The sequence below is a fragment of the Streptomyces sp. NPDC087859 genome, from assembly GCF_044742595.1.
GTDB classification, from domain to species: Bacteria; Actinomycetota; Actinomycetes; order Streptomycetales; family Streptomycetaceae; genus Streptomyces; species Streptomyces canus_F.
In genome coordinates this window covers 18,048-31,680 of the sequence record NZ_JBIUUU010000040.1, presented here as the reverse complement: position 1 = coordinate 31,680, position 13,633 = coordinate 18,048, and the positions used below count along the sequence as shown (strand labels likewise).

At 69.8% G+C, this 13,633-nt stretch carries 10 protein-coding genes; 1 reads left to right on the top strand and 9 read right to left on the bottom strand.

What is annotated here, in order from left to right:
• Nucleotides 1-417: 417 nt before the first annotated feature.
• The 9 genes from ACIOHP_RS49675 to ACIOHP_RS49635 all read right to left on the bottom strand — a co-directional run bounded on the left by ACIOHP_RS49675 (nt 418) and on the right by ACIOHP_RS49635 (nt 11,296).
• The gene (locus ACIOHP_RS49675) at nt 418-1,539 is read right to left on the bottom strand and encodes a pseudouridine synthase (RefSeq protein ID WP_361548804.1); all 1,122 of its coding nucleotides are present in this window, start codon (nt 1,537-1,539) and stop codon (nt 418-420) included.
• Nucleotides 1,539-2,195: an SMC-Scp complex subunit ScpB gene (scpB, locus tag ACIOHP_RS49670; RefSeq protein WP_307032663.1), complete on the bottom strand. Its 657-nt coding sequence runs from the start codon at nt 2,193-2,195 to the stop codon at nt 1,539-1,541. Before scpB ends, ACIOHP_RS49675 begins: the two co-directional genes overlap by 1 nt.
• Nucleotides 2,192-3,265, bottom strand: a complete 1,074-nt coding sequence (locus tag ACIOHP_RS49665; protein WP_401898433.1) for a segregation and condensation protein A — start codon at nt 3,263-3,265, stop codon at nt 2,192-2,194. The genes scpB and ACIOHP_RS49665 overlap by 4 nt, the downstream gene beginning before the upstream one ends.
• 18 nt (nt 3,266-3,283) lie before the next feature.
• Nucleotides 3,284-3,847, bottom strand: a complete 564-nt coding sequence (locus ACIOHP_RS49660; RefSeq protein ID WP_361486571.1) for a hypothetical protein — start codon at nt 3,845-3,847, stop codon at nt 3,284-3,286.
• The gene (locus ACIOHP_RS49655) at nt 3,832-5,010 is read right to left on the bottom strand and encodes a ParA family protein (protein ID WP_171145042.1); all 1,179 of its coding nucleotides are present in this window, start codon (nt 5,008-5,010) and stop codon (nt 3,832-3,834) included. The genes ACIOHP_RS49660 and ACIOHP_RS49655 overlap by 16 nt, the downstream gene beginning before the upstream one ends.
• A gap of 346 nt (nt 5,011-5,356) precedes the next feature.
• Complete coding sequence (gene ald / locus ACIOHP_RS49650; protein WP_401898429.1) at nt 5,357-6,481, bottom strand: alanine dehydrogenase; 1,125 nt, start codon at nt 6,479-6,481, stop codon at nt 5,357-5,359.
• Nucleotides 6,482-6,616: 135 nt separating this feature from the next.
• The gene (locus ACIOHP_RS49645; protein WP_361548797.1) at nt 6,617-8,680 is read right to left on the bottom strand and encodes a tetratricopeptide repeat protein; all 2,064 of its coding nucleotides are present in this window, start codon (nt 8,678-8,680) and stop codon (nt 6,617-6,619) included.
• A gap of 258 nt (nt 8,681-8,938) precedes the next feature.
• A complete protein-coding gene (locus ACIOHP_RS49640; RefSeq protein WP_401898425.1) occupies nt 8,939-9,565 on the bottom strand; it encodes an NUDIX domain-containing protein in 627 nt (208 codons plus the stop codon).
• Between the two features lie 81 nt (nt 9,566-9,646).
• Nucleotides 9,647-11,296, bottom strand: coding sequence for a CTP synthase (locus tag ACIOHP_RS49635; protein WP_361549107.1), 1,650 nt, complete (start codon nt 11,294-11,296; stop codon nt 9,647-9,649).
• Nucleotides 11,297-11,807: 511 nt separating this feature from the next.
• Between ACIOHP_RS49635 and ACIOHP_RS49630 the strand changes: the two genes are divergently transcribed.
• On the top strand, nt 11,808-13,610 hold the full coding sequence (locus ACIOHP_RS49630; protein WP_361548793.1) for a glycoside hydrolase family 15 protein: 1,803 nt from the start codon (nt 11,808-11,810) through the stop codon (nt 13,608-13,610).
• Nucleotides 13,611-13,633 lie beyond the last annotated feature (23 nt).

Here is a 13,633-nt window from a genome sequence, read left to right as displayed (position 1 = left end):
GAACAGACACGTCATCACTCACGACAGCCACACTGCCAGACCCACCAGACACCGACCCGACCACCTTGACCAAAGACATAGGGGCACCCCCCCGCCGGCCACGGCACCCCCGCAGGGGCCCTCAGTGACCTCTCAGGCGCCTCTGACGGCTCTCCGGGCCCGGAGAGCAGCGGATGCCGCGCGCGGCCCTCCAGGGCCGTGAGACACGTACTGGTGGCGATCCGGCGCGCGCCGATCCACGAGAACGCCCGGCCCTCGTCCCCGTCGTGGCCCCGCCGGACCCGCAGATCCCTCGTCCTGGTCATGCCCGCTCCCCTCGTCCGTGTGGGATTGGAGACCGGCGGGAGCGCGAAAACACATCGGCCGGCCCCGGAGAAGAATCCGGAACCGGCCGTCGTACTCACGAAAGGGCGAGACCTAGAGGTCGACTTCCTTCATCAGCATCCCGACCTCCGTGTTGGACAGCCGCCGCAGCCAGCCCGACTTCTGGTCGCCCAGGGTGATCGGGCCGAAGGCGACCCGCACCAGCTTGTCGACCGGGAAGCCGGCCTCCGCCAGCATGCGGCGCACGATGTGCTTGCGGCCCTCGTGGAGGGTGACCTCGACGAGGTAGTTCTTGCCGGTCTGCTCGACGACCCGGAAGTGGTCCGCCTTCGCGTACCCGTCCTCCAGCTGGATGCCGTCCTTCAGGCGCTTGCCCAGGTCACGCGGGATCGGACCCACGATGTGCGCGAGGTAGACCTTCTTCACGCCGTACTTGGGGTGGGTCAGCCGGTGCGCCAGCTCGCCGTGGTTGGTGAGCAGGATGACACCCTCGGTCTCGGTGTCGAGCCGTCCGACGTGGAAGAGCCGCGTCTCCCGGTTGGTCACGTAGTCACCGAGGCACTGACGGCCCTCGTTGTCCTCCATCGTGGAGACGACGCCGGCCGGCTTGTTCAGCGAGAAGAACTGGTACGACTGCGTCGCGACCGTCAGGCCGTCGACCTTGACCTCGTCCCTCTCCGGGTCGACACGCTTGCCCTGCTCCAGGACGATCTCGCCGTTGACCTCGACCCGCGCCTGCTCGATGAGCTCCTCGCAGGCCCGCCGGGAGCCGTAGCCCGCGCGCGCGAGGATCTTCTGGAGCCGCTCGCCCTCCTGCTCGGCGCCCGGGAAGGTCTTGGGCAGCTTGACGTCCTTCTTGTTCGCGTACCGCTCGCGGTTGCGCTCCTCGGCCCGCGCCTCGTACTCGCGGGAGGTCGCGGGGACCCAGCGGCCGCGCCCGGTGCCCTGGCCCTGCTTGGGCCCGCCCTTGGCACCGCCGCGCGCGGAGGCACCGCGCCCGGACTTCGGGCCCTCATGGGTCCCGCCCGGTCCTACGTCGTAGCGGCGCTCCTCGGGACGGGGCTTGCCCGCGCGCTTCGGCTTGTCGTCGCGCCCTCCCCCGCCGGTCGGCTGGGAGCCGCGTCCGCCCGTCCCGCGGGGGTTGCCGCCGCCACCGGTTCCCCGGGGCTTGCCGCGCCCGCTGTTGTTGCCACTGCCGCTGCCACTGCTTCGCATCAAAGTTCCGTCGTCGTCGTGTCGTCTGCATCTGCATCCGGTGCGTCCGGATCGAACGACGGGACCCCTTCCAGCGTCTCGGCCTCGATCGCCTCCGCCTCGGGGAGAAAGGGCGCGAGCTCCGGGAGCTCGTCCAGGCCTCGCAGGCCCATCCGCTCCAGAAAGTAGTTCGTCGTCACGTACAGGATCGCACCTGTTTCGGGTTCCGCGCCCGCCTCCTGGACCAGACCGCGCTGGAGGAGGGTCCGCATGACCCCGTCACAGTTGACTCCTCGTACGGCCGAGACCCTGCTGCGGCTCACCGGCTGACGGTAGGCGACGACGGCCAGGGTCTCCAGGGCTGCCTGGGTGAGCCGGGCCTGCTGGCCGTCCAGCACGAAGCCCTCGACGGCCGCCGCGAACTCGGGCCGGCTGTAGAAACGCCAGCCCCCGGCGATCAGCCGCAGCTCGAAACCGCGCCCCTGGACGGTGTACTCGTCGGCCAGTGCCCGCAGCGCATCCGCGATCTGCCGTCTGGGCCGCTGGAGGATCTTCGAGAGGTGTTCCTCGGTGGCGGGCTCGTCCACGACCATGAGGACGGCCTCCAGGGCGGGCCTGAGATCGAGGTCGGCGACGGTGCGCGGCCCGGCCGGAACGTCGGTGGTCTCCTCGCTCACGCCTTCTCCTCCTTGGGCGGCTCGGGCGGTCGGTCGAACTCGTCGGTCACCATCGGCTCGGCGTCGCCCTCCCCGCCGGTCCACCGCACGAGGAGGTCGCCGAGGGCCGTCTCCTGGTCCAGCGCGACGGCCTTCTCCCGGTACAGCTCCAGCAGCGCGAGGAATCGCGCTACGACGGTGAGGGTGTCGTCGGTGTCCTCGACCAGCGTCCGGAAGCTGGCCTCGCCGAGTTCCTTCAGCCGGGCGACGACGATCCCGGCCTGCTCCTGCACGCTGACCAGCGGCGCGTGGATGTGGTCGACGTACACCTGCGGCTTGGGCCTGGGCTGCATCGCCTTCACGGCGAGCTTCGCGAACCCCTCCGGGCCGATGCTGATGACGACCTCGGGCAGCAGTTCGGCGTGGTGCGGTTCGAGGCCGACGGTACGGGGGTAGCGGCGGGCCTCCTCGTCGAGGCGGTGGTTGAAGATGTCGGCGATCTGTTTGTACGCGCGGTACTGCAGCAGTCGCGCGAACAGCAGGTCCCGCGCTTCGAGGAGCGCGAGGTCGGCCTCGTCCTCGACCTCGGCGGAGGGCAGCAGACGGGCCGCCTTGAGATCGAGGAGCGTGGCGGCGACCACGAGGAACTCGGTCGTCTGGTCCAGGTCCCAGTCCGGCCCCATCGCCCGGATGTGCGCCATGAACTCGTCGGTCACCTTGGACAGGGCGACCTCGGTCACATCCAGCTTGTGCTTGGAGATCAGCTGGAGGAGGAGATCGAAGGGACCTTCGAAGTTGGAGAGACGGACCTTGAAGACACCGTCGCCGGGCTCCTGGGGTTCGGCGGGGGTCTCACGAGGCGGGGCCTCGGGCTCCGGTTCGGGTTCCGGTACGACGGCCTCGGGCTCCGCGATCTCCGGCTCCACCGTCACCGGCACCGGCACGGGCGGGTACAACGGCCCACCGGCCTCGGCCGGAGACTCGGCCTCGGTCACCGACTCGCTCTCCGGCTCGCCCCGCAGAGGGCCCCGCCCCAGCACACGCCGACGGCCGGCAGGTGCGCCGGGGGCGGGAACGTCGTTCGAGGTCATGGCCCCCGCAGGCTACCGCTACCGCCCGCGCAGTCGGCGTACGAGGATGCTCGCGTCTCCCCGGGACTCCAGATCGGCCAGCACCACGGCGACCGCCTCGCGGACGATGCGCCCGCGGTCGACGGCCAGCCCGTGCTCGCCGCGGAGCACCAGACGGGCGTGCTCCAGATCCATGAGCTCCTCGGCGGAGACGTACACGGTGATCTTCTCGTCGTGCCGCTCACGCCCGCTGGGCCGGCGTGAGGCCGCGCGGCCACCGCCGCGCTGCTTGCGCGGCGCGGCAGAACCTTCCTGCGCGTCCTGACGTCGCCCGGAGCGCTCCGCGTCCCGGCTGCGGGACTCACCGGCCGCGGCCGGCTCCGTCGCCACATGCTCCGCCCCGTCGCCGTCACCGCCCTGCGCGGGCACCGACTGCGGCGCGTCCTCGGACGACCCGGCCGCGGCCCCGTCGCTGTCCCCCGCGGGCGCGGGCACCCGGGCTTCGCCGTTGGCCCCCCGCCGCGGAGTGGACGGCTGGAGCGCCATTCCCCCTGTCGTACGGAAGAGTTCGTCGGCCCCCGGCAGACTCACTCGGCGTGACACCGGGCGAGCACCTCCCTGGCGAGCTGGCGGTAGGCGGCGGCGCCGACGGAGTTGGAGGCGTACGTGGTGATCGGCTCACCGGCGACCGTGGTCTCCGGGAAGCGGACCGTGCGCCCGATGACCGTGTGGTAGACGTGGTCGTCGAACGCCTCGACGACACGCGCGAGCACCTCACGGCTGTGCACGGTGCGCGAGTCGTACATCGTGGCGAGGATCCCGTCGAGCTCCAGCTCCGGGTTGAGCCGCTCCTGGACCTTCTCGATGGTCTCCGTCAGCAGGGCGACACCACGGAGGGCGAAGAACTCACACTCCAGTGGCACTATCACCTTGTGCGCGGCCGTCAGGGCGTTGACCGTGAGCAGACCCAGTGAAGGCTGACAGTCGATCACGATGTAGTCGTAGTCGGCCATGAGCGGCTTCAGGGCCCGCTGCAATGTCGACTCGCGCGCGACCTCGGAGACCAGCTGGACCTCCGCCGCCGACAAGTCGATATTGCTCGGCAGCAGGTCCATGTTGGGGACCGCGGTCTTCAGCAGGACCTCGTCGGCCGCCATGCCCCGCTCCATGAGCAGGTTGTAGACGGTGAGGTCGAGCTCCATCGGGTTGACACCGAGGCCCACCGACAGCGCGCCCTGCGGGTCGAAGTCCACGAGCAGCACGCGACGTCCGTACTCCGCGAGCGCGGCACCCAGGTTGATGGTCGACGTCGTCTTGCCGACGCCGCCCTTCTGGTTGCACATCGCGATGATCTTCGCGGGTCCGTGATCGGTCAGCGGACCCGGGATCGGGAAGTACGGCAGCGGGCGTCCGGTCGGGCCGATGCGCTCACGGCGCTGGCGGGCAGCGTCGGGAGCGAGCGTGGCCGCGTACTCGGGGTCGGGCTCGTATTCGGCGTCGGGGTCGTAGAAGTGCCCCTCGGGCAGTTCGTCGTAGTCGGCGAACTGGCTGTGGGGCGCGCCACTTCCGTCGCCGGCCATGGCGTTCACGTGATGGCCATCCATGCTCTGGTGTGCTGACAGAGTCACCCTCCGGTTCAGGTGGCTCTGGTGGGCTGCGAAGGTGCGCACCGCGACGGAGCCGACAGCCTCGAACCCCGCGGGGCCCTCAGCCCGTGCAGGCGTTCCTGGTTGACCACCTCCGGGAGTAAATGTCGACTCATTCACAAGTCGTCTTACCTCCTTGGTGACCAGGAAACTTCTAGACAAGGTCAGCGTGGCACCATGCCGACGGTTGGCGACTCTATGGCGTGTCGGGTGTTCACAGCAACACAATCCGCCGGACCCGGCAGGATGTGTCGGCAATCAAACATCGCGCTGTCAAGGGCGTACGGCCGTCGCACGGCAGGTTTCACCGGTGTGCGAATCGACCAAAGGGTTACGTTCGAGGCGAGTTGACCGAGCGTCGCAAAGTGACCATACACACATGTGGCCGGACCTTGTCGGGCAAGGTCCGGCCGCCTGCGAGTCGTTGACGCGCCTTGTTGACGTATCGCCTTTACGAAAAGGTGACTTAGCCGATCAGGGCCTCGAGCTCCACGTGCTCCAGGCCGTGCGCCTCGGCGACCTCCTTGTAAACGACCTTGCCGTCATGGGTGTTGAGACCCCGGGCGAGCGCGGCGTCGCGGCGCAGCGCCTCGACCCAGCCGTGGTTGGCGAGTTCGACGATGTACGGCAGCGTCGCGTTGGTGAGCGCGTAGGTGGAGGTGTTGGGCACCGCGCCGGGCATGTTGGCGACGCAGTAGAAGACCGAGTCGTGGACCTTGAAGGTCGGCTCGGCGTGGGTGGTCGGCCGGGAGTCCTCGAAGCAGCCGCCCTGGTCGATCGCGATGTCGACAAGGACACTTCCGGGCTTCATGCGCGACACGAGCTCGTTGGTGACCAGCTTCGGGGCCTTGGCGCCCGGGATGAGCACCGCGCCGATGACGAGGTCGGCGTCCAGGACGGCCTTCTCCAGCTCGAAGGCGTTGGACATGATCGCCCGGACCTTGGTGCCGAAGACCTTGTCCGCCTCGCGCAGCTTGTTGATGTCACGGTCGAGCAGCGTGACGTGGAAGCCCATGCCGACGGCGATCTGCGTGGCGTTCCAGCCGGAGACACCGCCGCCGATGACGACGGCCTTCGCGGGCTGGGTGCCGGGCACACCACCGGGGAGCACGCCACGGCCGCCGGCCGAGCGCATCAGGTGGTAGGCGCCGACCTGCGGGGCGAGCCGGCCCGCGACCTCGGACATCGGGGCGAGGAGCGGCAGCGCGCGCGAGGGCAGCTCGACCGTCTCGTAGGCGATCGCCGTGGTGCCGGACTCGATGAGCGCGTCGGTGCACTCCTTGGAGGCGGCCAGGTGCAGGTAGGTGAAGAGCGTCTGGTCCTTGCGGAGGCGGTGGTACTCCTCGGCGATGGGCTCCTTGACCTTGAGCAGCAGGTCGGCGGTGGCCCACACCTCGTCGGCCGTGGCGAGGATCTGCGCGCCGGCGGCGACGTACTCCGCGTCCGGGATCGACGAGCCGAGACCGGCGTTCTGCTCGACGAGGACCTGGTGGCCGTGGCGCACCAGCTCGTGCACGCCGGAGGGGGTGATGGCCACCCGGAACTCGTTGTTCTTGACTTCGCGGGGGATGCCGACCTTCACGTCGATCACGGTCCTTGGCTCAGAGGGTATGGGGCAATACAACACATACCCGGGCACGCATGAGCACACCGGGATGCACCGCAGGAGAAGGTGCGGCAGAGCCAGTCTAATGAAGGTGTTCCCGCTGTCTAGCCTTTCATTGCATCAATCTTCAGTGGATGTACTACGGATTTCGCAGGCATCAGGGTCTTGTTTCGCGGGATCAGGCTGCTCCGGTTCCGGTTCGGCCTCCGAAAGCTCCTCTCCCAGCAGCCGCTCGGCGGCCCCTCGGTGCAGCCCCGCAGCGGCCGGATCGCCCAGGTGTTCCAGCGTGTCGGCGAGCCTCAGCTGGAGCGCGGCCTGCAGCCGTACGTCCTCCGCGCGCCGCGCCCACTCGACGGCCTCCTGGCAGGTGCGCAGCGACTCCTCGGGCCGCCCCGCGTACTCCTGGACACGCGCGAGTTCGCTCAACGCCCGTGCGTGGGCGGCCACATCCCCGTTCTTGCGGTGCCCGGCGACCGCGGCCCGCCATCCGCGCATCGCCTCGCCGTAGCGGCCCGCGTAGGTGTGCGTCGCGGCGATACGGCCGTACAGCCGGGCGGCGTCCGCACGCTCGTCCCGGGCCAGCCGCTGGGCAAGGGCGCGACCGAACCAGTCGGCGGCCCGGTCGTAGTCCCCGAGCTCCAGATGCGCACCGCCTACGGATTCCATCGCGCGACCGGTCGCATACGGGTCATTCGCTTCGCGCCCGGCGTCCAGCGCGGCCCGGTACCGCGTCAGCGCCTCCTGTGTGCGCCCGGTCTGCGCGTCCAGGTCTCCGAGGTTCAGCAGCGCCGCCGCCTTCTCCCGGGGCAGCTCCCGGCGCTCGGCCACATCCAGGACGAGCCGGTGCAGGCCGTACAGGTCGGCCGCGGCCGCCTGGGTGCCGAAGTGCGCGACCATGGCCCTGACCAGCTGGGACATCAGACGGCGGGCGAGGGTGTCGAGCTCCCCGTCGGCGACGGCCAGGCGGGCCGAGGCCAGCAGGGCGGACCGGCGGATGCGCAGCCAGTCCTCGGCGGCCCGGGGGCTGGGGTAGCGCAGCGAGCGGGGCATGCCCTGGAGCTTCTCGCGGGCCTCGGGACTGTCGGTCTCGGTGATCGCGCGGGACGACTGCAGCAGCCGCACGGTCCGCTCCAGCATCCGGGCACGGGCCAGCTGGAGCTCGCCGGGGCGGTCCTGGGTCTCGGTGAGCGCCTTGAGCAGGGGGTGCAGACAGCCCGGCACCACGTACTGCGGCAGCGGCGACTCCACGGCGTGCAGCAGACCGAGGGCGACGAAGTCGTCCAGGGTGGTGCGGGCACCGCCCACCGAGCAGCCGGCGAGGGCGGAGGCGGTGTGCGGGTCGACCAGGCCCGCCGGGGCGAGGGAGAGCAGCCGCAGTATCCGGGCGGCGGGGCTGGGCAGGGCGGAGTAGGCGAACCGGAAGACGCGGCTGAGCGGCGTTCCCTCGTCACCCTCCGTGCGCAACTGCTTGGCGAGGTCGGCGACGGCGGCCTTGGGGCGGGCGGCGAGCCAGCCGCCGGCGAGCATCATGGCGGCGGGCTGTGCCTCGCACACCTCGACGAGGCCCTCCGCCGCCCGCGGGTCGACGGTGATGCGGACCGAGCCGGTGAAGCGGCTCAGCAGGTCCAGGGCGGACTTGGTGTCGAGGCCGCCGAGCGTGCAGGGCCGGACGTCGGAGATACCGGTGAGTGGGCCACCTGAAACCGCCACGACCAGGCACTCCGGGGTCTCCGGGAGCAGGGCGTCGACCTGGTCCGCGCTCACCGCGTCGTCGAGCAGCAGCAGGGCGCGCCGGTCGGCGAGGGCGTCGCGCAGGGCTGCCGTCAGGTCGTCCTCGGAGGCACCGGCCGGCGTCGGAAGGTCCAGGGCGGTGAGCAGTTCGCGGGCGGTGTGCTCGACGGGGACGGGGGTGCCGTCGGGCTCGCTGAGCCGGGCGCGCAGCACTCCGTCGTCGTAACGCTCCGCGACCTGTCGTACGAGCTCCTCGGCGAGCGCGGTGCGGCCGGAGCCGGGTCGGCCCGCGATGAGGAGCACGCGCGCGCGGGGAGCCTTCTTCCCGGAGAGGGTGTCGAGGCCCGCTCGCTCGATGTCGGCGAGCAGCTCCTTCAACTCCCGTGTCCGGCCCAGGAAATGACCCTCGACTGACAGCTGAACGCCGCCTGTGTCCACCGCCTGGTCCGTCACGGGCCACACTCCCGTCCCACCGCACGCGCAAGCCCGCCGGGACTCCGGTTCGGGCAGTTTCAGAGCCTAGTTCACGCTCTGCAACGTTCCGTGAGGAGCGCGGCGGTGACAGACGGAGACTCCCCCGATCGGATCAACGGATCATAGGACCGACGGTTTTCGCAGAGCCGCTCAGGGGCGCGGGGCAGCATCGATGTGCGGCTCCGCCGCGTGGGCGCGACCAGCCACGGCGGACCCGCGGCCGAAAACGGTCTGGCGCTACGCCTCGAAGGGGCGGGCAGGCCAGTCCGCATCCGCCGGGCGCAGCGCGTCCAGACCGCCGGAGGCCTGCGCGGCGACCAGTGAAAGCACGCCCACGACCAGGCAGTTGTTGTGCAGTTCACCGGCGAGCACACCCCGTACGAGCTCGTCGACGGGCACGCGCGCGTACTCCAGGTCGATCTCCTCGTGCTCGACCTCGAAGCGCTCGCCCTCGGCCTCCGACAGATCGCGGGCGAGGAAGATCCGCACGGCCTCGTCGCAGCCGCCCGCCGTGGTGTAGACGTCGGTCAGCACCCGCCAGTCCTCGGCCTTGACGTGCGCCTCCTCGTACAGCTCGCGCTGCGCGGCGTGCAGCGGGTTCTCACCGGGCACGTCGAGCAGACCGGCCGGGATCTCCCACAGCTTCTGGCGTACGGGGTGGCGGTACTGCTTGATCAGCAGGACCCGGCCCTCGTGGTCCAGGGCGAGGACACCGACCGAACCCGGATGGACCTGGTAGTCGCGGCGGACGACCTTGCCGTCGGGCATGACCACGTCGTCCGTGCGGACGGAGGTCTTGTTGCCCACGAAGGGGGTCTCCGTCGCCCGGATCTCCCATTCCTCGGGGGTGTCCTTGATCGTCATGCCCTGTCCTTCCACACGTTCAAGAAAAAACCGGGGTGCGACCTTGAAGGTACGCACCCCGGCAACCGTACAACTGGTGTGTTACTTGGAATTCTTCCGTTCGACCGAGGCCTTCACGAGGCCGGCGAACAGCGCGTGCGGTCGCGTCGGACGCGAGCGCAGCTCGGGGTGCGCCTGCGTGGCCACCAGGTAGGGGTGGACGTCGCGCGGGTATTCGACGTACTCGACGAGCTTGCCGTCCGGCGAGGTGCCGGAGAACAGGATGCCCGCCTTCTTCTCGAGCTCCGCGCGGTAGGCGTTGTTCACCTCGTAGCGGTGGCGGTGCCGCTCCTCGACGTACTCCTTGCCCTCGTACACCTCGCGCACGATCGAGCCCTCGGCCAGCTTGGCCGGGTACATGCCCAGGCGCATGGTGCCGCCCATGTCGCCGTCGCCGGCGACGATGTCGAGCTGCTCGGCCATGGTGGAGATGACCGGGTGCGAGGTCGCCGAGTCGAACTCGGTGGAGTTGGCGTCCGGGATGTCGGCCAGGTTGCGCGCGGCCTCGATCACGATGCACTGCAGGCCCAGGCAGAGACCGAGCAGCGGGATCTTGTTCTCGCGGGCGTACTGGATCGCGCCGACCTTGCCGAGCACACCGCGGTCGCCGAAGCCGCCCGGGATGCAGATGCCGTCGACGTCACCGAGCTGCGCCGCGGCGCCGGCCGGGGTCTTGCAGTCGTCGGAGGTGACCCACTTGATCTTGACGCGGGCCTTGTTGGCGAAGCCGCCCGCGCGCAGCGCCTCGGTGACCGAGAGGTAGGCGTCGGGCAGGTCGATGTACTTGCCGACCAGGGCGAGGGTGATCTCGTGGTCGGGGTTGTGGACGCGGTCGAGCAGGTCGTCCCAGGTCGTCCAGTCCACGTCGCGGAACGGCAGGTCCAGCTTGCGGACGACGTAGGCGTCCAGGCCCTCGCCGTGCACGGTCTTCGGGATGTCGTAGATCGACTTGGCGTCGGGGCACGCGACCACGGCGGCCTCGTCGACGTCGCACATCAGCGAGATCTTGCGCTTGATCGCGGTCGGCACCTCGCGGTCGCAGCGCAGCACGATCGCGTCCGGCTGGATACCGATGTTCCGCAGCGCCGCAACCGAGTGCTGGGTCGGCTTCGTCTTCAGCTCCCCCGACGGGCCGATGTACGGCAGGAGGGAAATGTGGACGACGAAGACGTTGTCACGGCCGACCTCGTGGCGGACCTGGCGGACGGTCTCCAGGAACGGCAGGGACTCGATGTCGCCGACGGTGCCGCCGACCTCGGTGATGACGACATCGACCTCGTCGGTCGCCATACGCCGGATGCGGTGCTTGATCTCGTTGGTGATGTGCGGGATGACCTGCACGGTGTCGCCCAGGTACTCGCCGCGCCGCTCCTTGGCGATCACCGTCGAGTACACCTGGCCTGTAGTGACATTGGCGCTGCCGTCCAAGTCGCGGTCCAGGAAACGCTCGTAGTGTCCGATGTCCAGGTCGGTTTCGGCGCCGTCGTTGGTGACGAACACCTCACCGTGCTGGAAGGGGTTCATCGTGCCCGGGTCGACGTTCAGATACGGGTCGAGCTTCTGCATCACGACGCGCAGGCCGCGCGCCTTGAGCAGCATGCCGAGGCTGGAGGCCGTCAGGCCCTTGCCGAGAGAGGAGGCGACACCCCCGGTGACGAAGATGTGCTTGGTCGTCGTAGATTTCGGCGGCATGGCCAAGACGGGGCTCCCGTGGTCGCGATCTGGGGTGCGGGGCGGCGCTGCAACCGGAGATCTCCGGCTTCGCCGTCGCTGCGGTCGGGGGTTTTATCCACCACCGGTCCACGGGCTACCAGGGTATCAGCGCCTCAGCGAGATGGCTTCCGGCCACGCTCCGCGCACGTGCCGACACAGACGCGTACACGTCTCATGGTTCTCACCCGTTGCTCACCCGATCGGCCCATCCGCGTTGCCCGGAGCGGCACACAGATCATCTACGTGCGTCGTATCCTGCTCGGACATTCGCTGCCGAGCCCGGCCGGCCACACGGCACCACCCCCCGCCCGTAAGCACCGGAACAACGTGAGCTCGACAGTTCGTTGAGTACAGATTGTCGTTTTGCCTCACAGCCGAACGGCTGCTTTGCTTCACCGCTCAACGACGCATTACAACGACCCCTTGACCGCAAGAGCGACAGCCCCCTTTTTTCCTCGGGGGCGACGTGGCCGTTCGACTGGAGTTGCACGTGGCCGGGCGCATCGAAGACTACGCACTCATCGGAGACATGCAGACCGCGGCTTTGGTCTGCCGGGACGGCACGGTGGACTGGCTCTGCCTGCCCCGCTTCGACTCCCACGCCATCTTCGCCGGTCTGCTGGGCACCGAGGAACACGGCTTCTGGAGACTGGGCCCCGCGCACGCGGCCGACGCGGAGCCGCCCACCGCGGCCCGGCGCACCTACCGCGGCGACTCGCTGATCCTGGAGTCCGAGTGGGACACCCCGCGCGGCACGGTCCGGGTCACCGACTTCATGCCCCCGCGTGACGGCGCCCCGCAGCTGATCCGGATCGTGGAGGGCGTGTCGGGCCGCGTCCCGATGCGGTCCGCGCTCCGGATGCGCTTCTCCTACGGCCGGGTCGTGCCGTGGGTGCACAAGCACGACGGCCGTACGGTCGCCGTCGCGGGCCCGGACTCGGTCTGGTACGACACCGAGTGCGAGACCTACGGCAAGTCGCTGACCACGTACTCCGACTTCACGGTCGCCCCGGGTGACCGGATCGCGTTCACCATCTCGTGGGAGCCCTCGCACAAGCAGCCGCCGCCGCTGCCGGAGCCGGAGCAGTCGCTGGAGGCGACCGAGGAGTTCTGGCAGGACTGGGTCGATCACTGTACGTACCACGGCCCCTACCGCGAGGCCGTCGTCCGCTCCCTGATCACGCTCAAGGCCCTCACGTACGCGCCGACCGGCGGCATCGTCGCCGCCCCCACCACCTCGCTGCCCGAGGACATCGGCGGTGTCCGCAACTGGGACTACCGCTACACCTGGCTGCGCGACGCCGCGATCACGCTGTCCTCGCTGCTGCGCACCGGCTACCGCGAGGAGGCCCGCGCCTGGCGCGAGTGGCTGCTGCGCGCGGTCGCGGGCGACCCCGAGAACCTCCAGATCATGTACGGCATCGCGGGCGAGCGGGAGTTGGGCGAGGCCGAGCTGGACTGGCTGCCCGGCTACGAGAACTCCGCCCCGGTCCGGGTCGGCAACGGCGCCGCCCACCAGCTCCAGCTGGACGTGTACGGCGAGGTCACCGAGGCCCTGCACCTGGCCCACATGACGGGCCTGGCCCGCAACGACTACGCCTCCCTGCTCCAGCTCAAGCTCATCCGCTACCTGGAGGACCACTGGGACGAGCCGGACGAGGGCATCTGGGAGGTGCGCGGGCCGCGCCGGCACTTCGTGCACTCCAAGGTGATGGCCTGGGTCGCCGTCGACCGCACCATCAAGCTCATCGAGTCCGGCGACGCGGACGGCCCGCTGGAGCGCTGGCGCGAGCTGCGCGACGACATCCACCGGGACGTGTGTGAGAAGGGTTACGACAAGGAGCGCAACACCTTCACCCAGTCGTACGGCTCGAAGGAGCTGGACGCCTCCCTGCTGCTGATCCCGCAGATGGGCTTCCTGCCGCCGGACGACAAGCGTGTGATCGGCACGATCGAGGCGATCCAGCGTGAGCTGTCCACGTCGGACGGCTTCATCCTGCGCTACCCGACCGAGGGCGACAGCGAGGGCGTCGACGGTCTGCCCGGTGACGAAGGGGCCTTCCTGGCCTGCTCGTTCTGGATGGCGGACGACCTCGCGATGATCGGCCGCGTGGACGAGGCCCGCAAGCTCTTCGAGAAGCTGCTGGCCCTGCGCAACGACCTCGGGCTGCTCGCGGAGGAGTGGGACCCGGTGGCACAGCGCCAGGTCGGCAACTTCCCGCAGGCCTTCAGCCACGTCCCGCTCATCGACACCGCCCTGCGGCTCACGGCGTCGGGAGCATACGGAGGCTGAGCGCGCTGTGCGGGCCGAGCCCG

Bases quoted from the DNA above. Each gene is read 5' to 3' on its own strand.
- ACIOHP_RS49675 (WP_361548804.1), bottom strand. From the start codon at position 1,539: ATGCGAAGCAGTGGCAGCGGCAGTGGCAACAACAGCGGGCGCGGCAAG.
- ACIOHP_RS49665 (WP_401898433.1), bottom strand. From the start codon at position 3,265: ATGACCTCGAACGACGTTCCCGCCCCCGGCGCACCTGCCGGCCGTCGG.
- ACIOHP_RS49640 (WP_401898425.1), bottom strand. From the start codon at position 9,565: ATGACGATCAAGGACACCCCCGAGGAATGGGAGATCCGGGCGACGGAG.
- ACIOHP_RS49635 (WP_361549107.1), bottom strand. From the start codon at position 11,296: ATGCCGCCGAAATCTACGACGACCAAGCACATCTTCGTCACCGGGGGT.